This is a genomic window from Pseudomonas sp. E1BtOHC1 (assembly GCF_058744285.1).
The window spans coordinates 5,142,959-5,164,429 of sequence record NZ_CP196023.1 but is presented as its reverse complement, the minus strand read 5'-3'; the positions used below and the strand labels follow the sequence as shown (position 1 = coordinate 5,164,429).

Here is a 21,471-nt window from a genome sequence, read left to right as displayed (position 1 = left end):
AGTGACAGCAAAGAAGAGCCCTCGGGAGGGCTCATGAGACGGGGCGCTGCGATTTAGCTGCCGGAGGCGGCAACAGGCTCGAAAAGCATGACCAGGTCGCCGCTGTAGCTGCCATCGGTGCTGGGGCCGGTTTCGGTCTTGGTCGGTGCCTTGGCGCTGATCTTCAGATTGTGCACTTCGTCATAACCACCGTTGCCGGCTACTGTCTGGGTCACTTTCAACGGCTTGCCGAAGGTCACTGCACCTTCGCCGCCGGCATGAAAAATACTGACTGTGGTGTTGGTCATCTCATAAGTGCCGTTGGACATTTTCAACGGTTGTGCCAGCGAAACATTGAACTCGCTATTTTTGGTCCAGACCCGGATCGGCAGAGTCTTGGTGAAAGCTTTCTGGGTTTGGTCCAGGGGCTCCAGTTCCTCAGTTTCATACCAGGTCGTGCCATCCGCTTTGGAAACAAACATGGCATCGTTGATTTGTGCGGTGAGTGTAATTTTTTTGGAGACGATGTTCGTCGAACTTGGCGCGGCATGTGCCATGCCAATAAGTGCACCGCTCAAGCCCATGGCGATGAGGATGTTTTTAAGCTTCATGATGACTTCCGTACTAAAAAGTGAGGCGGAAAAGTAACTTTATTATGTGGGTTACTTTTTGATATGCATGGGTGACTAGTAGTAAGTAACCCGCAATAATGATCGCTATTTTAGTTTTGGAAAGGAACAAGAAGGTTCTTGGAATTCTCCAAGAACCTCCTGAAAGCGGGGGTGATTCAATATGTTGTCAGGGGCGGAAGTGGCGTTGTTAAGTTGTTTTTATAATAAGGTCGGGTCTGTGAAAAGTGTTGTGCGAGCGGGTTGAAAAACTGAGTGACTGTCTGGCTAGTGTCCAGAAGTCACTCTGGACCGACGCTTGAGGGTTGCACTTGATTCAGATCTTCCAGTGCCGGGCGTTCTTGGCCAATCGCTGGCGCATCTCGCCCAGGGTCGCGGCCAACTGCCGGGTGAGCAGCCGGTAACCGTCCAGGGCGCTATACAGCGGCGCCTCCAGGGCGTTATCGGCATGGCCTTCCAGGGGTTTCTCCAGGCGCTGGGTGACACCCGTTTGCAGGGCCCGGGCCATGCCGATCAGCTGCACGCGGATTTGCCGGTGCTCGGTCTTGAGCGCCAGTTGCATCTGCGCCATGGCGTGCGGGTCGCTGGCGTCGGGGCGGGTGTTGCCGAGGATCTCCAGGGTGCTGATGCACATCCGCAGATTGCGCTGGATGGCGTCCAGCTCGGTCATGGAAATCCGCACTTCCTTGGACACCGAAGGCATCAGCGAGCGCAGTTGCAGCATGGCGGCGTTGACCCGGCCCAGGAGCTTGAGGTGTTCGTCGTCGGTCACCGATTGGCCTTGGATGATCCGTCCGTACAACTGCGCGCAGTCGCGCAAGGCGCTGGCCAGGTTGTAGCGCCAGGAGTACACCGCGTACAGCGGAATGGCGAAGGAAAACGCCAGGGCCAGGGCAATGCCGATGAGGATGTCCACCGCGCGCCACAGGCCGTCGCTGATCTGGTTGTCACCATGGCCGGCGACGATGAACACTGTAATGGCCGCCAACAGCGCGGTGTAACCGCCCTTGCCGATGGCGTGGTAGGAAAAGTAGCCGCAGACCGCCGACATCCCCAGGTAGGTCAGCCAGGGATGACCGAAGTATGCCTGCTGCACCACCAGCACCAGGCCGACCCCGGCACCCACCAGGGTGCCGATGGCCCGCTCGGCGGCTTTCTTGCCGATATTGCCGTGGTGCTGCAGGCCGCCGATCACCACCAGCATGGTCACCGAGGCCCACTCGCCGTGGGGCAGGTTGAGGCCGGTGGTCAGCAGGATGGTGGCGATCAGGCCGAGGGCGACCCGCACCGCGTGGATCAGACGAGCGTGACGGTAGCGCCGGTACGGGTCCAGCACGGGACGCAGCAGGCGCTGCAGCAAGGGGGGCAGGTGGATGCCCCGCAGGTGTTTGAACGGGCCCAGACCGGTTTCTCCAATAGCTGATGAGTGGCTGATTCAGGGGCAGATTAAGGGAGGGGCTCGCCCCCTGGCGAGCCCGGCAACACTGTCTAGAAAATGTAGTCGGTGGTCAGGAAGCTGGAGTCGCGATTGCGGATGATGTCGCTGATCAGCTGCTTGTTGCGCTCCTGGAACTTGGTGGCCACCAGGGTGCGGATCGAGAAGGTGCGCAACGCATCATGCACCGACAGCGTGCCCTCGGCGGAGTTCTTGCGACCGTTGAAGGGAAAGGTGTCCGGCCCGCGCTGGCACTGGGCGTTGATGTTGATCCGCCCGACCTGGTTGGCGAAGGTGTCCACCAGCCGGCCGATCACTGCCGGGTCGCTGCCGAACAGGCTCAGCTGCTGGCCGAAGTCCGATTCCAGGACGTAGTCGATCACCGTGTCCAGGTCGCGGTAGGGCACGATGGGCACCACCGGGCCGAACTGCTCCTCGTGGTAGACGCGCATCTGCGGGTTCACCGGGTACAGCACCGCCGGGTAGAAGAACGAAGCCCGGGAAGCGCCGCCGTCAGGGTTCACCACCCGCGCGCCGTGGGCCTGGGCATCGGCCACCAGGGCATGCAGATAGTCGACCTTGGCGTTTTCCGGCAGCGGCGTCAGGGCCACGCCCGGCTCCCAGGGCATGCCCGGCTTGAGGCCTTGCAGCTTGGCGTTGAACTGCTGGATAAAGCGCTCCACCACGCTTTCATGGACGAACAGGATCTTCAGCGCGGTGCAGCGCTGGCCGTTGAACGACAGGGAGCCGGTGAGGGCTTCGCTGACGGCGTTGTCCAGGTCGGCGTCGGGCAGCACGATCCCCGGGTTCTTCGCATCCAGGCCCAGGGCTGCACGCAGGCGGTGGGGCTTGGGGTGGAGTTTCTTCAGGTCGCTGGCGGCCTTGTTGGTGCCGATGAAGGCGAAAATGTCGATCTTGCCACTGGCCATCAGGGCGCTGACGGTCTCGCGACCGCTGCCGTAGATGACGTTGATCACCCCGGCCGGGAAGCTGTCGCGGAAGGCTTCGAGCAGCGGGCGGATCAGCAGCACGCCGAGCTTGGCCGGTTTGAACACCACGGTGTTGCCCATGATCAGCGCCGGGATCAGGGTGGTGAAGGTCTCGTTCAGCGGGTAGTTGTAGGGGCCCATGCACAGGGCCACGCCCAAAGGCACGCGGCGGATCTGGCCGAGGGTGTCCTGCTCCAGTTCGAAGCGGCTGGAGCGCCGGTCCAGTTCCTTGAGCGCGCCGATGGTGTCGACGATGTAGTCGCAGGTACGGTCGAATTCCTTTTCCGAGTCCTTGAGGTTCTTGCCGATTTCCCACATCAGCAGCTTGACCACCGCCGTGCGCTGTTCACGCATGCGCGCCAGGAAGGCTTCCACGTGCTGGATGCGCTCGGCTACGCGCATCGTTGGCCAGGCGCCCTGGCCGCGGTCGTAGGCGCGCACGGCGGCGTCCAGGGCGGTGAGGGCGGTGTCGGCGTCCAGCAGCGGTGTGCTGCCAAGTATCACCTGGGTGTCGCCCTCGGCGCCGCTCAGGTAGATCGGGCTGCGGACCTGGGCCAGGGGGCCGTTCCAGGTGCGCAGTTCACCGTCCACCAGGTAGTCGCGCTGCTCCACCGGCTCGGGCAGGCGATAGGCTTCGGGGATGTCGGCGGCAGCAGGAAACAGGTTGTTGAGGACATTGGCTGTGGTCATGACTCTACCCCGTGTTGGAAATGGCTCCGGCGCGGTGACAGCGGCGGCATCGCTCCATGGTTTATACGCCTGAATGGCCCGGCGCTTTAGCGGTTTGTGCACCGGGCGTGCGAGCGCGACGGCCCGTGGCACAAGCGTGCGGACCTGCGGCGCGTCGGCGGTCGTGGTTCGAGATTAAACGTTTCAGCCGCTGCCCAGCAACTGCCGGATCAGGGTCGGGGTGCTGCCGGTCCAGCGCTTGAACGAACGGCGGAAGTTGGCCGGGTCATTGAAGTTCAGGTACTCGGCCACCGCCTCGTTGCTCCAGCCCTTGATCTGGTACAGGTACAGGGCCACGTGCTTGTGCACCCGGTCCACCTGCTGCTGGTAGCCGCTGTGGTGCTTGCTCAGCTTGCGCTTGAGGGTCGCCGGGCTCATGGCGAAGTCCTGGGCCGCCTGTTCCAGGGTCGGGATGCTGCGCACATGGGCTTTCAGGTAGCGGTACAGGGCATCGAGGAAACTGCTGGAAAACCCCAGCTGGCGCAGGTGCTCGCCGGCCTCCAGGCGCGCCACCTGGCCGGCGGTGGCCGAGGCGCCCGGCCAGGGCCGGGTCAGGTATTGCCGGGGGATGCGCATCAGGTCCAGGGGGCGCTGGAACTGGGTCTGTTCCCCCAGGTGCACCCAGTACTGTTCGACGTAGCGCGGTTCGCTGTGGCTGAAGCTGCATTCCCAGGGCAGGCGCTGTCCGGCCAGCCACTGACTCATGGCCACCAGCGAGGTCATGCTGGCTTCCAGCAGGAACCGCCAGTGCTCGCCGGCGCCGCAGCTGTCCAGCCAGTAGCAGTAGGCGTGTTGTTCATCGATCACCAGGCGCGGGCTGGCCAGGGGACTGAGCAGGGCCTGCTGCTGCACTAGGGCATCCAGGGCCTGATGCAGGTTCTGTGCATGGCGCAGGGCATGGCTGGCGGCGCCGTAATGCCCGGGCAGCAGGCGCTGGCCAAACAGAAAACTGCTGTCGTCGGCATCCAGCAGGCGCCGGCCGTTGCCGATCAGCGCCAGGAACTGCTGCGGGCTGAGGCGGGTCTGGCCGGCCAGGATGTCCTCATGGAACAGCCCGGTGCCGCGCAGCAGGCGGTGGCTGTCGATGTCCCGGGACAGCGCCAGATCGATCAGCGCTGCCGGTTGATAGTGCCCGGGGATAAACCGCGTATCGGCTTCGTACCAACTGGTCTTCACGGTCATGACGGCGCCTCAGGCGGTTTTCGCCAGGGGCTGCTTGGCCCGGGCCAGGGCCAGGTTGAGGCGTTTGAGCAGCCCCTCCGGGGTTTCCTCCAGGGCCATCACCACCGCGGTGCTGGCTGCCAGGTGCAGGCGCTCGCCGTGTTGCCGGGTCTTGTGCGCCAGCCCCTGCACTGCCTGTTGCAGTTCCAGGGCCAGCAGCCGTGCCTGGCTTTCCCCGGTGTTGGGCAGCAGCACCACAAAGCGGTCACCGGCCAGCCGGCACAGCAGGTCCTGGCGCCGCAGGTTGAGCAGCAGCACATGGCTCAGGGCCTGCAGCACCGCATCACCCTCGGCATGGCCGTAGTCCTGGTTGATCGCGGCAAAGTGATCCAGGTCCAGGGCCAGCAGCGACAGTGGCTGCTGCTGTCGGCGGCTGTCGGCCAGGCTACTGGCCAGCTGGTGCTTGAGGTAGTCGGCGCCGGCCAGGGGCGTGAGCTTGTCGAACTGGCGGTGTTCGCGAAACAGCCGCTCCTTCTTTTCCATCTGCGCGCTGATGGCCAGCTGTTCGCGGTGCCAGTGGTAGATGCCAAGGGTCAGCAGGATCATGCCGATGGGCATCGGCCCGGACTCCAGCCAGTGGTCCCAGGTGATGCTGTCGGGCAGGCGGATGAACTCGTCGAGGCTGTCGATCCACCAGGAAAAGAAGATGCAGCTCAGGCCCAGGGCCAGGTAGTTGGTGACCCGCCCGGCGGGGCGGCTCTTGAGCACCAGCCCCAGCCAGACCAGGGCCAGCAGCGCCGAGCCGCCTTCGCCGATGATGTCCAGCCACTGCCATTCGCTGACCGCTTTCAGGCTGCCGCAAGCCAGGTGCAGCAGCAGCCCGGCATTGGCCGCCAGCAACAGCGCGGCGAGTTTCCAGCGGTGGGGTTTGAGCACGCAGAACATGGCCGCGATCCTTTTTGCCAGGAGTGAGAGGGCGTCAGCACAGCAGATGTTTATGACACTGGGGTGACGCCGGAAAAAACCGCCGGGGGTCGAATCAGCTCAGGGTTCAGGTGTTTTTTTTTGCTGGATGGGGCAGCCTCAAGGGCCTCTTCGCGGGCAAGCCCGCTCCTACGGGGCGGCGGGTGCGCCACGGATGTGTAGGAGCCGGCTTGCCGGCGAAGGGGCCCGCAAGACCTGCGCCCGACGGGTGATGGCTTTTGCGGGCAAGCCCGCTCCCACAGGGGTCAATTCAGCTCATTTGCCGGGGCTAAACCCGGGAAAACGGCTGTTTTGGCGACCTGTCGACCAGGCCTGTCACAGAACCGTCATTCGCCAACCCTAGCGTGCCCTCCCAGTTGCCGGGCCCCTTGCCCGGCGTTAGCGGACTCTTGGGGGAGGACCATCATGTACAAGCGCAGCAGTCCCGGGCTTGTCAGCTTTACCTTGACCGCGCTGGCCATGGCCATCGCCAGTGAACGCTTGAGCGCCGCCGAAACGGCCGCCACCGAGCATGTGCAAGTGGTCGGCCAGGCCGCCAGCGTCGATCAGGCGCTCAAGGAGCAGCGGCGCTCGGACAGCATCGAAAGCGTGGTGCATGCCGACGGCGTGGCTCAGTTGCCGGACCAGAACGTCGCCGAGGCGGTGCAGCGCCTGCCGGGTATCAGCATCGAGCGCGATCAGGGCGAGGGGCGCTTTGTCAGCGTCCGCGGCCTGGGTCCGGACCTCAACAGCGTGACCATCAACGGCACCCTGGTGCCTTCGCCGGAAAGCGCGCGCCGGGCCGTGGCACTGGATGTGCTGCCATCGGAGCTGGTGCAGTCGCTGTCGGTGATCAAGACCCTGACCCCGGACATGGACGCCAATTCCCTGGGCGGCACCGTGGATGTGAAAAGCCTCTCGGCCTTCGACCACAAGGGCCTGTTCTACACCGGCAGCAGCGAGGCCAGCTACGACCAGAACACGCGCCAGACCAGCCCGAAATTCTCCGGTGCGGCGAGCAACCGTTTCAGCCTCGGCGACGGCATCGACAACTTCGGCGTGGCCGCGGCCCTGAGCTGGCAGAAGCGCGATTTCGGCTCCGACAATGTCGAGACCGGCGGCGCCTGGGACTTCGACCAGGGCGCCAAGTTGCAGTCTTTCGAGCAGCGCGACTACGCCATCAGCCGCGAGCGCGCCGGTGGCGGCCTGAACTTCGACTACAAGCCTGATGACAGCAGCAGCTATTACCTGCGCACCCTCTACAGCCGCTACAAGGACAGCGAGACGCGCAACTCCACCAGCATCGAGTTCGCCGACCCCCTGGCCGCGGGTGATCGCGGCGACGCTGAGGCCAAGCGCAAACTCAAGCAGCGCGAGGAAACCCAGGAAATCCAGTCCTACGTGTTCGGCGGCGAGCGCCAACTGGGCTTGTGGACTCTCAGCGGGCAGACCGGCTACAGCCGCTCCAGCGAAGACAGCCCGGCGCATATCGCCGGGGCCACCTTCAAGGGCAACAGCGATTTTTCCGACAGCGGCTTCTACGACAACGGCAAGCCGCGCCCGGTGATCGGCTCAGGCTTCTTTGATGCGGCCAACTTCACCCTGGACAAGGTCGACTGGGAAAAGCAGAACACCACCGACACCGAAAAGAACCTGCGCCTGGACCTGGCCCGGGACTACGACCTCAGTGGCTATGCCGCGCAGTTCAAGTTCGGCGGCAAAATCAGCCGGCGCAACAAGGACAACGATCTGGAGGCCTGGGTCTACAAGGATTTCGACACCCTGGGTTTCACTGATCAGCAGCTCAACCTCGGGCAGTTCCAGAAGGGCAGCGTGGACTATTCCCTGGGCCGCTTCGGCCCGGGCATCAGTGGCGGCGCCATCAAGCAGTTGATCGGCGGCCTGAATCAGGCGGCCTTCTATGACGAGGAAGAATCCCGGGTCAACGACTTCAAGATTCGCGAAGACATCAATGCCGGCTACTTCATGAACACCCTGGACATCGACGACTGGCGCTTTATCGCCGGCCTGCGCTACGAGGGTACCGAGTTCGAGGCCAAGGGTACCGGGGTCACCGACGGTGCCTTCACTGCCACCGACACCAAACGCCGCTACCAGCACTGGCTGCCGGGGCTGCATGCGCGCTACCAGTTGGACAAGAACACCCAGCTGCGCGCGGCCTGGACCAAGAGCGTGGTGCGCCCGACCTTCGGCCAACTGGCCCCGGGCTTTGTCATCGACGGCGACGAGGCGACCTTCGGCAACCCCGATCTCAAGCCCCTGGAGTCGAGCAACCTGGACCTGGGCATCGAGCACTACATGGGCCATGCCGGCACCGTCTCGGCCTTCGTGTTCTACAAGGACATCCAGAACTTCGTCTACAACACCGACCTGGCCGGCACCGGCGCCTGGACCGGGTTCTCCGAGGCGCACAGCTTCGCCAACGGCGACAGCGCCAAGCTGTATGGTCTGGAACTGGCCTACTCGCAGAAGTTCGACTGGCTGCCGGCGCCGTGGAACGGCCTGCTGGTGGGCGCCAACAGCACCTTCAGCCGCTCCAGCGCGAGCATCGAGGGCTTCGACCAGAAGGCCGGGGTCAACCGCAAGCGCGACATCGACCTGCCCAACCAGTCGGACACCGTGGGCAACCTGATGCTCGGCTGGGAAGACGACAAGCTCAGCCTGCGCCTGTCGGCCAACTACAAGTCGGCCTACCTGTTCGAACTGGCGTCCATCAACGACAAGGCCCACGACCTGCACGTGGATGCCCAGACCTTCGTCGATTTCAGCGCCAAGTATTCCCTGACCAAGAACCTGCAACTGAGCTTCGAGGCGCAGAACCTCACCGACCAGCCGTACTTCGTCTACACCGGCAAGCGCTCCTACAACGCCCAGTACGAGGAATACGGCCCGACCTACAAGCTCGGCCTGACCTTCACCCATTTCTAAGTACCGGGCCCTTGCCCGACTGCACCCCCAAGGATTGTGATGAGCACTGTATCGACCGCAAGAAACGGCCTGCTGGCCCTGTGCATGGCCCTGGCCGGCAGCGCCGCCCTGGCCGCGCCCAGCGTGCCCGGCCTGAACCTCAAGCCCTGGGCCGAGCAGACCCCGGGCGTCACCGGCCTGGGTTTCGTGCCCGCCGGCACAGGCGCCGACCGGCTGCTGGCCAGCGAGCGCGAAGGCCTGTTGCTGCTGGATGAACAGGGCCGGCAACTGGCCCGGCTCAAGGGCTCGTTCAATGGCCTGGACAGCCGCGCCGCCGGCCAGCAAGTGTTGGTGGCCAGCCTCGACAACCAGCGCCAGCAGGCGCTGCTGGTGAGCCTCGACCCGGCCAGCCGCAGTTGGGGCCAGCCGCTGTACCTGCCACCCCGCGACTACCCGGTCAACGGCCTGTGCCTGTACCGCGACGAGGCCAGTAACCTGTTCCTGTTCCTGGTGGGCGAGGAGGGCAAGGGCGAGCAGTGGCTGGTGGGCCACGGTGCGCAGTTGAGCGTCGAGCCGCAGCGGGTGCGTGGCCTGCCACTGCCTCCCGAGGCCAAGTTCTGCCAGGTGGACGATGCCGCCCAGCACCTGCTGGTCAATGAGCAGAATGTCGGCTGGTGGGCCTACCCGGCCCATGCCGAGGCCGACACCACGCGCCAGCCGGTGGCCCTGCGCGCGCCCTTCGGCGAGATCAGGAAAAGCGCCGGGGCCATGGCCCTGGTGCCAGGCGGGATGCTCGGCCTGGACCCGAAAGCCGCGCAACTGCACCTCTACCAGCAGCAGGAAAAAGGCTGGGCGGCCCAGGCCACACTGCCCCTGGCCGGCCTCAAGGAGCCGGAAAACCTTGCCCTGCGCGCCAGCGACAAGGGTCTGCAAGTGCTGCTGCGCGACGACGAAGACGGGCGCCTGTACCAGGGCCAATTGAACTGGCAAGCCACCCCAGTGGCGCTGCCGCCGGTCTTGCCCACCGTGCAGGCGGCGGTGCAGAGCGAGCCGGTGGGGCGCCAGGGCGACGCCGCCGATGACCCGGCGATCTGGGTCCACCCGCAGCAGCCGTCCCAGAGCCGGGTGCTGGGCACCAACAAGAAGCAGGGTCTGCTGGCCTACGACCTGCAGGGCAAGCTGTTGCAGGAGCTGGCAGTGGGGCGCCTGAACAATGTCGATGTGCGGCCCAACTTCCAGCTCGGCGAGCGCCGTGTGGACCTGGCCGTGGCCAGCAACCGCGACCGCAACAGCCTCAGCCTGTTTGCCATCGACCGGGCCAGCGGCGAGCTGAGCGAGGCCGGAGAGGTGCCCACGCCGCTCAAGGAAATCTACGGTATCTGCCTGTTCCAGCCGGCCAGCGGCGAGATCTACGCCATTGCCAACGACAAGGACGGCACCTTCGTCCAGTACCGCCTGAGCGCCCCCGGCGGCACCGCCCAGGGCGAACTGGTGCGCCAGTTCAAGGTGGCCAGCCAGCCCGAGGGCTGTGTCGCCGACGACCAGCGCCAGCGCCTGTTCCTCGGTGAGGAGGACGTCGGCGTCTGGGCGGTGGATGCCCGGCCCGAGCAACCGGCGACCCTGCACAGCGTGATCAAGGTCGGCGGCCTGTTGCAGGCCGATGTCGAGGGGCTGGCCCTGTACCAGAGCAGCGCCCGGGACTACCTGGTGATTTCCAGCCAGGGCAACGACAGCTACCTGGTGCTGGATGCCGAACCGCCGTTCGCCTCCCACGGCGCCTTCCGGGTCAGCCTGAATGCCCGGGCGGGGATCGACGGTGCCGCGGAAACCGACGGCCTGGAAGTCACCTCGGCCAACCTCGGCGGGCCCTGGAGCCAGGGCCTGCTGGTGGTCCAGGACGGGCGCAAGCGCATGCCCGAGCAGACCCAGAACTTCAAGTTCGTGCCCTGGGCCGAGGTCACCCAGGCCCTGAAGCTGCCCTGAGCCGGCGGTCATCACCTTGTCATTTGCATTTCATCGAATAGCCCCGCCAGCCCTGGCGGGCACCCGAGAAGGAGTTCCACCATGCAGGCCACACTCGAACACATGAGCATCTGGGGGCTGATCAGCGATGCCAGCCTGTTGGTCAAGGCGGTGATGCTGACCTTGCTCCTGGCATCCTTGCTCAGCTGGTACCTGATCATTCAGCGTGGCGCGGTGCTGCGCGGTCGTGAGCAGCGCTTCAACGATTTCATCCAGCGCTTTCGCGGCGCCCCCGAGCTGTTGCCGCTGTACCGCGAAGTGGCCAAGGGCAGCAACGCCGAAGGCGGCGTGGAGCCGATCTTTGCCGCCGGCTACCAGGAGTTCAGCCACCTGCGGGGCCAGGCAGGCGGTGCCGGCGAAGGGGTGCTGGAAGGCGTGGAGCGGGCCTTGTATGTGGCCATCAGCGAGCAGGAAACCCGTCTGGAAAAGGGCCTGCAGTTTCTCGCCACCGTGGGCTCGGTGAGCCCCTATATCGGCCTGTTCGGCACCGTGTGGGGGATCATGAATTCTTTCCTCGGCCTGTCCCAGGTGCAGCAGGCGACCTTGTCCACCGTGGCTCCGGGCATTGCCGAGGCGCTGATCGCCACCGCCATCGGCCTGTTCGCAGCAATTCCTGCGGTGATCGCCTACAACCGCTTCTCCGCCCGCAGCCAGACCCTGCTGACCCGTTACTACGCCTTCGGCAATGAACTGCAAGTACGCCTGCATCGCACCTTGCAGGGCACCCCGAGTCACCTGGCCGTGGCCGCCTGAGAGAAGGAGCAAACTGATGTTGACCCGGCCGCAACGCAAGCACGGACCCAAGGCGGAAATGAACGTGGTGCCTTACATCGACGTGATGCTGGTGCTACTGGTGATCTTTATGGTCACCGCGCCGATGCTCACCCAGGGGGTGAAGATCGAATTGCCCAAGGTGGCCAGCGAGGCCCTGGCCACCGACAGCCGCCAGCAGATCCTCACCCTGTCGGTGCAGGCCGGCGGCGGCTACTACTGGAACCTGGGCAGCGAACTCGATACCCGCCACCAGACCGATAGCGCCGTGGACCTTGAGCAGATGCGCGCCAAGGTGGCCCAGGTGATTGCCCAGCGCGGCGACACCCAGGTGTATATCCGCGCCGACCAGGACGCCGCTTATTCCAGCGTGGTGGCGGCCATGGCGGCGTTGCAGCAGGGCGGGGTGCACAACCTGGGGCTGGTGACCGAGGCCCCGCAATGACGGCGATGATCATGCACAGCCCGATAGCCCTGCCCATGGGCTCCGCAACTGCCGGCTTCTGGCGCAACAGCCTGGCGGCGACCCTGGCCCTGGCCCTGCACGCCGGGGTGCTGGCGGCGCTGGTACTGGGCTGGTCGGTGGACAAACCGCAGGTCGAGACACCGCCGGTACTGACCACCCAACTGGTGATGCTGGCGCCGCCGGCCGCCCCCGCGGAACCGTTGCCGGCGGTGGCTGAAGTCGCACCACCACCTCCGGCACCTACGGCGCCGCTGGAGCCCCCCAAGCCCCGGGTGGACCCCCAGGTGCAGGCGCAGAAGCTGGAACAGGCGGCCCTGGCGCGCAGGCGTGTGGAAGACAAGAAGCGTGAGCAGGCGCAGGAACAGCAACGCCAGCAGCGCGAGCGCCTGGACGCCGAACAGCGTCAGCGTGATACCGAGCGCCTGGCCCAGGAGCAGGCCCAGCGCGCCGAACAGTCGCGGCTGGCTGCCGAGCGCGGGCGTCAGCAGGCGGCCCAGGCGGCGGCCGACAGCCGCCAGTACCAGCCCCTGAGCAAGGAGGCCCCGGACTATCCGCAACGGGCCCTGGACAAGAACCTGGAAGGCGACTGCACCGTGGAGTACAGCGTTAACCCTCAGGGACGGGTGGAGAACCCCAAGGTCATCGACGGTTGCCACCCCCTGTTCATGCGCCCGTCCCTGGCGGCGGTGGCGACTTTCCGTTACCAGCCACGGCTGATCGATGGCCAGGCGGTGACAGTGCCGGCGGTGCGCAACACCTTTCACTATCGGATCAAGTAAGGCGGGGGTAGGCGTGCGCCCGTCGCCGTGCAGACCGCCACCTGGCTGACCGTGCGCGCCCTGGCTGAGCCTGTCCCTTGGCTGGCTCAGCCTGTCCCCTTGGCTGGCCGAGCCTGCCCCCTTGGCTGGCCGCCAATGCCCTCAACCCCAAGGGCCGGGTGTCTTAGTGTTGCCCTGTGTGGTCCGCCTCTGTTGTCGGGGCGGGCCCTTTGCCCTGGCCGCACTGAGGACCGCCGATGCCCACTGTTACCCCCGTCTGTTCGCGCCCGTTGCGGCGTCACTTTTGCTCGCTGATTCGCAGCGCCCTGGGCCTGTCTCTGGGCTTGCTGCTGAGCGCTTGCGGTGAGGCTGAACCGCCTGCTGCCGTGCGCCTCGACGCTGTGCGCCAGAGCCCGGCCGACCCGGCCCTGGCCCAGGTCTATGCCAGCAGCTGCCAGCTGTGTCACGCCAACCCGGCCTCCGGCGCGCCCCTGGCCGGGGATGCCAAGGCCTGGGCCCCGCGCCTGGCCCAGGGCGCCGATACCCTGCTGGATCACAGCATCAACGGCTACCAGGGCATGCCGCCCATGGGCCAGTGCATGCAGTGCAGCGAAGAGCAGTTCCTGGCCCTGATCAGCTTCATGTCCGGCCACTCATTCCAATAAAAAGACAAGGTCTTCGTTTATGGTCACGCACCTTTCTCGACGCCGGCTGCTGCAAGGCGCCGGTGCCCTCGGCGCCTTCAGCGCGCTGTGCAGCAACCCGCTGCTGGCCGAGCTGGCCCGCGCCCCGCGGCTGATTCCCTGGCGCAACTGGTCCGGCGCGCAAAGCTGCCTGCCCGAAGCGCGGCTGGCGCCCAAGGACCTGGATGAGCTGCGGCAGGTGATCCGCCAGGCCCCGGGCAAGATCCGCCCAGTGGGCTCCGGCCACTCCTTCAGCGCCCTGGTGCCCACCGACGGCACCTTGCTGTCCCTGGCCTATTTCAATGGCCTGCTGGCCCACGATCCCCAGACCCTGCAAGCCGAGTTCGCCGCTGGCACACCGATGGCGCTGATGGGCCCGGCGCTCAAGGAGGTGGGGCAGGCGTTGTGGAACATGGCGGATATCGACTACCAGACCCTCGCCGGGGCGATTGCCACTTCGACCCACGGCACCGGGATCGGCTTTGGCTCCTATTCGTCCCAGGTCTGCGGGCTGCAATTGGTGACCGCCAGTGGCGAGGTGCTGGACTGCGATCCACAGCGCAACGCCGAGGTGTTCCACGCCGCCCGGGTGTCCCTCGGGGCGCTGGGGGTGGCGACCCGGGTGCGCCTGCAGAACCGCGCCGCCTATCGCCTGCGGGAAAAACAGTGGATTGCCAGGACCGATGAACTGCTGGAAGACATGGCCAACAATGTTCGCGACAACCAGCACTGGGAAATGCTCGTGGTCACCCATTCCGACTACGCCCTGGCGGTGGCCCTGAACGAAACCGACGACCCGGCGACCCCGCCCAGGGACCCGGCCGAGGAGGGCGGCAACGAGTTCGTCGGCCTGATCGAGAACCTCGACAAGTACCTCAGCGATTTCCCCGACACTCGCCGCCACCTGCTCAACAGCCTGCGCTGGCTGGCCCGGTTCGATGAGCGGGTGGGGGATTCCTATCAGGTCTACGCCAATGTGCGCAGCGTGCGTTTCAACGAGATGGAGTACTCGGTGCCGGCGCACCTGGGGCCTGAGTGCCTGCGGGAGATCCTGGCGCTGATCCGTGACAAGGACCTGCGTACCTGGTTTCCCATCGAGTACCGCTACGTCAAGGCCGACGACATTCCCTTGAGCATGTTCGAGGGGCGCGACAGTTGTTCGATCTCGGTGCATCAGCACTACAGCATGGATCACCACAACTTCTTCGCCGCGGTGGAGCCGATCTTCTGGAAGTACCAGGGACGCCCACACTGGGGCAAGCACCACAGCCTCAATGCCCGCACCCTGCAGGGGCTGTACCCGCAATGGTCGGCCTTCGCCAAGGTGCGTCAGGCGCTGGACCCGCAAGGCAAATTCATCAACGCCCACCTGGCCTCGGTGCTGGGTGTGGTTTGAACAGGAGATCAGACCCATGAATCGTCGTCATTTCATGGCCGGCACCCTGGGGGCCGGTGTGTTGCTGGCCGGTGTCGGTGCCTGGCTGCGGCCCGGCGACCGGGGAGCGCCCTACAGCCCCTATTTCGCCGAGCTCAATCGCGAGCTCAAGGCCAACGGGCCGATGCAGCCGGTGATGCTGATCGACCTGGATCGCCTGGACCACAACATCGAGGTGGTCATGCAGTCGGTGCAACGGGGCGGCAAGCACCTGCGGCTGGTGGAAAAATCCCTGCCGTCGCCGGGGCTCCTGGCCTATATCGCCCAGCGCGCCGGCACCCGGCGCCTGATGTCCTTCCACCAGCCGTTTCTCAACCACGACGCCGAGGTGTTTGCCGACGCCGATATCCTCCTTGGCAAACCCCTGCCGGTCCGCGCCGCCGAGCTGTTCTACCAGCAGCTCAAGGGCCCGTTCGACCCGCGCCGGCAACTGCAATGGCTGCTCGATACTCCCGAGCGCCTGCAGCAATACCTGGGGCTGGCCCAGGGCCTGGGCACGCGAATGCGCATCAATATCGAGCTGGATGTGGGGCTGCATCGCGGTGGTGTGGCCGACCACGGCGTGTTGGGGCAGATGCTGGCGCTGATCAGCGCCAACCCCCGGCACCTGGAGTTTGCCGGATTCATGGGCTACGACCCCTTTGTCGACATGGGCGTGCCGGGGATTCTGGGCTCGCCGCAAAGCCTGTTCGATAAGGTCATGCAGCTCTACAACGGCTTTGCCGATTTCACCCGCCAGCAGTACCCGGCGCTGTGGCAGGCCGAGCTGACCCTGAACACCGCCGGCAGCCCCAGCTATCGCCGGCACGAGCAGGAGGCCCTGAGCACCGAGGTGTCGGTGGGCACCGCGCTGCTCAAGCCCAGCCATTACGACCTGGCGTCTCTGGAACAGCATGTGCCGGCCGCCTTTATCGCCACCCCGGTGCTCAAGAGCACCGGCCCGGTGCGGATTCCGGCCCTGGATGACCAGTCGCGGCTGTTCTCCTGGTGGGACCGCAACCAGCGCCAGACCTTCTTCATCTATGGCGGCCACTGGCTGGCGGATTTCGCAGCGCCGGCCGGGTTGCAGAGCAACGAGCTGTTCGGCCGCAGTTCCAACCAGGAGATGGTCAATGGCTCCCGCGCCGTGGGCTTGCAGGTGGACGATCAGGTGTTCCTGCGCCCGCAGCAGAGCGAGGCGGTGCTGCTGCAATTCGGCGATCTGCTGGCGCTGCGTGGCGGGCGTATCGTCGAGCGCTGGCCGGTGTATGGCTGAGGTATGTGCTCGCTCCCTGTAGCCTGTTTTCGGCTACAGGGGCGCAGATTGCTGTCGGTTTCAGAAGGCGAAAGGAATGCTCAGCTTGGCCCAGAGCATGTCGCCCTCGGGGCGGTTTTCCACGTCGAATTCCTTGGCCCAGCGGATCTCGGCGCTGGCGTACTTGAGAAAACGCAGGTGCAGCGCCGGGCCGATGGCGAACACTTGCCCGCGCACCCCGTCACTCACGTCCTCGCCCATGAAGGTCACGGTCTTGCCATATTGCTTGTCGTCGGTGGTCTGCTTCAGGTAGTAGCCGTTGAGCCCCAGGCTCAGGTCGTCGGTCAGGCGGTAGCTGGCCGAATAGTCGAAGTGGAAAATCTGCCCGGAACGGTAGTGGGTGTCGCGGTTTTCCCGGTTGAAGCTGTAGGTGCTCTTGAACGACAGCTCGGTGCGTTCGCTGGGCAGCCAGGTCATGGAAAACAGCGGCTTGTAGGTGGTGAAGTTGTTGCTGGTGTTGGCCAGCCGGTCGGCATCGTACTGGCCGGTGGGCAGGGTCACTTCCACGGCCGCGCCCAGGGTCAGGCTGGGCCCCATGTCCCACAGGATGATCGGCGCGAAGGTGGTATCGCCCATGCTTTCGCGGCGATCGCTCTGGCCGTACAGCGACACTTGCTGGCGCAGGTAGGGCTGGGCCACGTAGCCCCCCAGGCGACCGCCGAAGACCCGCAGCGGGCTCAGGTAATCCAGGCGCGGGATGATCGCGTCGGAAGTGATCTTGACCTCCTGCACCTTGCCGCCAAAGGAGCTGATGTCGAGCTTCTTGGCCTGGTAGTGGTTGTAGTAGAGGTTGAAGGCGAACATGTGCTCCGGCAGCTGGTCGGGGCTCAGGGGCAGCACGTAGAAGCCGTCGGTGCCGGGGCCGATATTGTCCACTCCGGATTCGCTGGCCTGGGCATTCAGGCTGGCGCAGGCGGCCAGGGCCACGCCCAGGTGCAGGGGCAGAGAGCGAGTGAGGCGGGTCGGGTGCATGGTTGGGCTCATTCTTATTGTTAGTGGGGAGCGCGGCGGCAGGCGCGCCGCAGGCCCCATAGAAATAAGCCCTGGGCCGGACGCGGGGCAGGGTATTGGCGGACAGGGAGGGGGACTTTGTCGGACAGGCTGCAATGCTTTGTTACATTCCTCCATAAAACCCCGTGGGACGGGATATGCTCCAGCGGTCGGTGATGCCTTGGCACCGGCCGTAGCAGACAATAAAAACAGCCGCTCAAGCGGCCCGGAAGCCGATACCCATGCAGATCAAAGCCGTCGATCCCCACGACCAGCTGGCCCTGGTTTCACCCTTTCTGTTGCAGACCCTGGCGGACGTCGCCACTGACAAAGGGATCAGCGCCGAACGCCTGTGCCGGGGCCTGGGCTTCACCCTGGAAGACCTGCAGGACCCGACCCTGCGCATTTCCTACCGCCAGGCGGTGGCGATGATCGAGCGCGCCCTGGCGGCGCTGCCCCAGCAAGGCCTGGGGCTCTGGGTCGGCAGCCGCAATGTGCTGGGCACCCTGGGGTTGCTGGGGCATGCCTTGTCCCTGTGCCGGACCCTGGGGGACGCCTTCGAACTGGGCATCCGTCATCAGCACACCTCGGGCACCATCGTCACCGCCGATGTCGGGCGTCAGGGCGAGGAGTTCTTTGTCGAACTGCAGTGCCGCCTACCCTATGGCGAGGTGCAGATCTTTGCTGCGGAAGAATTCTTCGCCAGTCTGCTGATCTATGGCCGGGCCTTGTTGAGCACGGATTTCCAGGCCTTGCGGGTGGAGTTCATGCACGCCGCGCCGGCTTACGCCGAGCTCTACCCGCAGTTGCTGGGCCCCCATGTCCGCTTCGGCTGCCTGCACGCGCGCATGGTGATCGAGGCGCGCTGGCTGCAGATGCCTTTGCCCAACCATCATCCGGTGGCCCTGCGCCAGGCCCTCAAGCTGCTGGAGCTGGAAAGCGCCCAGGTGCACCAGAAGATGGACCTGATCCAGGCGGTGGAGCGGGCCCTGAGCCGGGACCTGCGGGCCGGCAGCCATATCGAGCAGGTGGCGGGGGACCTGAACATGAGCGGGCGCACCCTGCGCCGACGCCTGACCGAGCACGGCCTGACCTTCGAAGCCCTGCTGGAACGGGTGCGCCAGGCGCGGACCCTGAACCTCTTGGGCAACCCGGAGCTGTCCATCGAACGCATCACCGAGGAGGTGGGTTACAGCGACGTGCGCAGTTTTCGCCGGGCCTTCAAGCGCTGGACCGGGCTGAGCCCCAGCGCCTTTCGCGAAGAGGCGGCGCTGCATTGAAGCCGCAGCGGCCTGGGGCGCGACCACCGCGGCCGGCCATAGGTTCCCGCGGATTGTTCGACAGCGCTGACGCCGGCAGCCCATGGCGGTAAACTCGCGGCCTTTATTCAGGAGTTCCCATGAGTTACTACCAGCCCGGCATCCTCGCTGCACCCGTTCCGTCCCAGGCCCGTCACCTGTTCTTTGCCCTTGAATCCATTGAAGCGCTGCCCCAGGCCCTCGACCAGTTGCTGGCACGGGTGGACGGTGCTTCGGCGGTGGCAGGTTTTGGTGCGTCGCTGGTCAAGGCCCTGGGCGCTCGGGTGCAGGGCCTCAAGGCGTTCCCGGCGCTGACTGGCGTGGGCGTGGACAACCCTTCGACCCAGCACGCGCTGTGGGTCTGGCTGCACGGTGACGAGCGCGGCGAGCTGCTGCACCGCAGCAACGAGCTGGAGGCTGCCCTGGCTCCGGCCTTTCGCCTGGTGCAGATGAACGAGACCTTCCGCCACAAGACCGGCCACGACCTCACCGGTTACGAGGACGGCACCGAAAACCCTCAGGATGAAGCCGCCACAGCCGCCGCACTGGCCGAGGGTGAAGACGGCCTGCGCGGTGGCAGCTTTGCCGCGATCCAGCAGTGGCAGCATGACTTCAAGGGCTTTGCCGCGATGCACCAGCAAGAGCGCGACCACATCATGGGCCGGCGCCTGAGCGACAACGAAGAGCTGGACGACGCACCGGTCTCGGCCCACGTCAAGCGCACCGCCCAGGAAAGCTTCACTCCGGAAGCCTTTATCGTGCGCCGCTCGATGCCGTGGATCGAAGGTGACAAGGGCGGCCTGATGTTCCTTGCCTTTGGCCACACACTGAACGCCTTCGAAGTCCAACTGCGACGCATGAGCGGCCTGGAAGACGGCATCACCGACGGCCTGTACCGCATGAGCCGGCCGATCACCGGTGGCTACTACTGGTGCCCGCCGCTGCACAACGGCCAGCTCGACCTGCGCGCGCTGCAAGCGCCGAAATGAACACCGAGGCCGCGTCGCTGCGCACCGTGCGCTGGGGCATGATCGGTTGTGGCAGCGTCACCGAGCGCAAGAGCGGCCCGGCCTTCTACAAGGTTGCGGGTTCGGCGCTGGTGGCGGTGATGGGACGCCGGGCCGAGGCGGTGCGCGATTACGCGCAGCGCCACGGCATTGCCCGGTACTACACCGATGCTCAGGCGCTGATCGACGACCCCGAGGTGGACGCGGTGTACATCGCCACGCCCCCCGACAGCCATTACGCCTACAGCCTGCAAGTGGCTGCCGCCGGCAAGCATTGCTGCGTGGAAAAGCCCATGGCTTTGCATGCCGGGCAGAGCCTGGCCATGCAGCAGGTCTTCGAGCAGGCCGGGCTGCACCTGTTCGTTGCCTACTACCGGCGATCCCTGCCGCGCTTTGCGCAGGTGCGGCAATGGCTGGCGGACGGGCGCATCGGTGAGGTCCGGCATCTGCACTGGAGCCTGAGCAAGGCCGCTTCCGAGGCCGACCGCAGCGGCGCGGCCAACTGGCGTACCGATCCACAGATTGCCGGTGGCGGTTATTTCGCCGACCTGGCCAGCCATGGCCTGGACCTGTTCCAGTACCTGCTGGGCGACATCGTCGAGGTGGCCGGCATCAGTACCCGCCAGGCCGGACTCTATGCCGCCGAGGATGCGGTCAGCGCCAGTTGGCGCTTCGCCTGTGGGGCCCTGGGCAGCGGCGCCTGGAATTTTGTGGCGGACCGCCGGGTGGACCGGGTGGACATCATCGGCAGCCAGGGACGCATCGGCTTTTCCGTGTTCGACGAGCATCCGCTGCAACTTGAAGCCGAAGCGCCCCTGAGCCTGGTCATCGACAACCCTGTGCACATCCAGTGGCATCACGTACAGGGCATGAACGCCCATATCCGCGGCGAGTCCCGGCACCCGGCCCTGGCCAGCGAAGCCCTGAAGACCGATTGGGTCATGGACCGGATTCTGCAGCGCGGCTGATCCCGGGGCGCCCGCCAGCCGGCTTCTACGGGGTTTGCGGGGGCATTGCCGGCGGTTTCCAGCGAGCTTTTGTAGGAGCTGGCTTGCCAGCGAAGGCGGCCTTGAGGAGGGTGCCAGTCTTTCGGGCCTCTTCGCCGGCAAGCCGGCTCCTACGGGGGCGGGCGGCTGGTCGCTCAGAAGGTCTTCTTGACGCTGGCCACCCAGGAGGCGCCGCACAGGTCGCTGAAGCCGTAGTTGCTGGTGCACTGGCTGCGGGACAGGTCGGTGTCGATGTAGCTCAGGCCCAGTTCCAGCCCTGCAAGGTCCCGGGTCAGTTTGGCCTCCCACTCGTGGTAGCTGTCCTCGCCCTGGCCCGAGGCGCGGATCAGCCGCGGGTCCTTGAAGTCCATCTGGCCATAGCGCAGTTGCAGCCCCAGCTTCAGGGGCAGTCGGGTCTCGTAGCCAAGGTAGCGGTACAGGGTGCTTTGTTGACTGTCGATGCCGGGGGCATCGCTGGAGTAATACGTCGCCAGCTTGACTCCGTAGACGCTGAGGATGCCGTACACCTCGCTCTGGTTGAACTGGGCTTCCCGGGGGTAGCTGTACTTCAGGTAGCCCAGGTCCAGGCTGATGTCTTCGCTGGCCTGCCACAGCCAGCCGCCGTAGTAGTCGAGCTCCTGGCGGGTCTTCAGGCCGCCGCCGAAGTCGACGTTGGAGCTCCAGGCACCCAGGTACAGGCCGCTGTTGTGCAGCAGGGTCACGGCCGCCTGGGCCGCGGGGTCGTTCTGGGTCTGGGAGATGCCGCGGGTGCGGTAGTCGCTGGCCAGGGTCAGTTGCAGTTCCACGGCCAGTTCGTCGGTCAGGGACAGGGCGTGGCTGGCCGGGGGCAGCAGGCACGCGGCGCCCAGGGTGAGCAGGGTGAGGGTCTTCATGGGTATCCCGTTGTTGTGATTGTTATGGGCGTGGAGCGGGCAAGGTGGTGCCGTG

18 protein-coding genes are annotated in these 21,471 nt (G+C 65.5%); 11 read left to right on the top strand and 7 right to left on the bottom strand.

Features of this window, described 5'->3' with window-relative positions:
- Positions 1 to 53: 53 nt before the first annotated feature.
- From ACSSVC_RS23055 to ACSSVC_RS23035, 5 genes are all read right to left on the bottom strand, one after another.
- A complete protein-coding gene (locus ACSSVC_RS23055; RefSeq protein WP_346635269.1) occupies positions 54 to 590 on the bottom strand; it encodes a CS1 type fimbrial major subunit in 537 nt (178 codons plus the stop codon).
- 334 nt (positions 591 to 924) lie between these two features.
- Positions 925 to 1,968: an FUSC family protein gene (locus ACSSVC_RS23050; protein WP_346635270.1), complete on the bottom strand. Its 1,044-nt coding sequence runs from the start codon at positions 1,966 to 1,968 to the stop codon at positions 925 to 927.
- A 128-nt stretch (positions 1,969 to 2,096) separates the two neighbouring features.
- A complete protein-coding gene (locus ACSSVC_RS23045) occupies positions 2,097 to 3,722 on the bottom strand; it encodes an NADP-dependent glyceraldehyde-3-phosphate dehydrogenase (protein ID WP_446439678.1) in 1,626 nt (541 codons plus the stop codon).
- Between the two features lie 183 nt (positions 3,723 to 3,905).
- Positions 3,906 to 4,943: an AraC family transcriptional regulator gene (locus tag ACSSVC_RS23040; protein ID WP_446439677.1), complete on the bottom strand. Its 1,038-nt coding sequence runs from the start codon at positions 4,941 to 4,943 to the stop codon at positions 3,906 to 3,908.
- A gap of 9 nt (positions 4,944 to 4,952) precedes the next feature.
- Positions 4,953 to 5,867, bottom strand: coding sequence for a GGDEF domain-containing protein (locus ACSSVC_RS23035; RefSeq protein ID WP_346635273.1), 915 nt, complete (start codon positions 5,865 to 5,867; stop codon positions 4,953 to 4,955).
- A 444-nt stretch (positions 5,868 to 6,311) separates the two neighbouring features.
- Between ACSSVC_RS23035 and ACSSVC_RS23030 the strand changes: the two genes are divergently transcribed.
- The 8 genes from ACSSVC_RS23030 to ACSSVC_RS22995 all read left to right on the top strand — a co-directional run bounded on the left by ACSSVC_RS23030 (position 6,312) and on the right by ACSSVC_RS22995 (position 16,203).
- Positions 6,312 to 8,834 (top strand): TonB-dependent receptor, encoded by a 2,523-nt coding sequence (locus ACSSVC_RS23030; RefSeq protein ID WP_492611435.1) that lies wholly within the window; start codon positions 6,312 to 6,314, stop codon positions 8,832 to 8,834.
- Between the two features lie 39 nt (positions 8,835 to 8,873).
- A complete protein-coding gene (locus tag ACSSVC_RS23025) occupies positions 8,874 to 10,796 on the top strand; it encodes a phytase (RefSeq protein ID WP_404937236.1) in 1,923 nt (640 codons plus the stop codon).
- Positions 10,797 to 10,877: 81 nt separating this feature from the next.
- Entirely contained in the window at positions 10,878 to 11,588 is a 711-nt protein-coding gene (gene tolQ, locus ACSSVC_RS23020; protein ID WP_236204130.1) for a protein TolQ, read from the top strand.
- Positions 11,589 to 11,604: 16 nt separating this feature from the next.
- Complete coding sequence (tolR, locus tag ACSSVC_RS23015; RefSeq protein WP_041118949.1) at positions 11,605 to 12,051, top strand: protein TolR; 447 nt, start codon at positions 11,605 to 11,607, stop codon at positions 12,049 to 12,051.
- On the top strand, positions 12,048 to 12,851 hold the full coding sequence (locus ACSSVC_RS23010) for an energy transducer TonB (protein WP_346635277.1): 804 nt from the start codon (positions 12,048 to 12,050) through the stop codon (positions 12,849 to 12,851). Before tolR ends, ACSSVC_RS23010 begins: the two co-directional genes overlap by 4 nt.
- Positions 12,852 to 13,087: 236 nt before the next feature.
- Positions 13,088 to 13,495, top strand: coding sequence for a c-type cytochrome (locus ACSSVC_RS23005; RefSeq protein ID WP_346635278.1), 408 nt, complete (start codon positions 13,088 to 13,090; stop codon positions 13,493 to 13,495).
- Between the two features lie 85 nt (positions 13,496 to 13,580).
- The gene (locus tag ACSSVC_RS23000; RefSeq protein WP_404940054.1) at positions 13,581 to 14,909 is read left to right on the top strand and encodes a D-arabinono-1,4-lactone oxidase; all 1,329 of its coding nucleotides are present in this window, start codon (positions 13,581 to 13,583) and stop codon (positions 14,907 to 14,909) included.
- An 85-nt stretch (positions 14,910 to 14,994) separates the two neighbouring features.
- The gene (locus ACSSVC_RS22995) at positions 14,995 to 16,203 is read left to right on the top strand and encodes a DSD1 family PLP-dependent enzyme (protein WP_404940052.1); all 1,209 of its coding nucleotides are present in this window, start codon (positions 14,995 to 14,997) and stop codon (positions 16,201 to 16,203) included.
- 60 nt (positions 16,204 to 16,263) lie between these two features.
- Here ACSSVC_RS22995 and ACSSVC_RS22990 read toward each other — a convergent pair whose 3' ends face one another.
- A complete protein-coding gene (locus ACSSVC_RS22990; protein ID WP_346635279.1) occupies positions 16,264 to 17,214 on the bottom strand; it encodes a SphA family protein in 951 nt (316 codons plus the stop codon).
- Positions 17,215 to 17,474: 260 nt separating this feature from the next.
- Between ACSSVC_RS22990 and ACSSVC_RS22985 the strand changes: the two genes are divergently transcribed.
- The 3 genes from ACSSVC_RS22985 (at position 17,475) to ACSSVC_RS22975 (ending at position 20,505) form a co-directional block, all read left to right on the top strand.
- Positions 17,475 to 18,512: an AraC family transcriptional regulator gene (locus ACSSVC_RS22985; protein ID WP_404937233.1), complete on the top strand. Its 1,038-nt coding sequence runs from the start codon at positions 17,475 to 17,477 to the stop codon at positions 18,510 to 18,512.
- Positions 18,513 to 18,631: 119 nt separating this feature from the next.
- A complete protein-coding gene (locus tag ACSSVC_RS22980; RefSeq protein ID WP_404937232.1) occupies positions 18,632 to 19,519 on the top strand; it encodes a Dyp-type peroxidase in 888 nt (295 codons plus the stop codon).
- A 17-nt stretch (positions 19,520 to 19,536) separates the two neighbouring features.
- Positions 19,537 to 20,505: a Gfo/Idh/MocA family protein gene (locus ACSSVC_RS22975; protein ID WP_446439827.1), complete on the top strand. Its 969-nt coding sequence runs from the start codon at positions 19,537 to 19,539 to the stop codon at positions 20,503 to 20,505.
- 173 nt (positions 20,506 to 20,678) lie between these two features.
- Here the strand turns inward: ACSSVC_RS22975 and ACSSVC_RS22970 are convergent, their stop codons facing one another.
- Positions 20,679 to 21,416, bottom strand: coding sequence for a TorF family putative porin (locus tag ACSSVC_RS22970; protein WP_446439674.1), 738 nt, complete (start codon positions 21,414 to 21,416; stop codon positions 20,679 to 20,681).
- Positions 21,417 to 21,471: the final 55 nt, after the last annotated feature.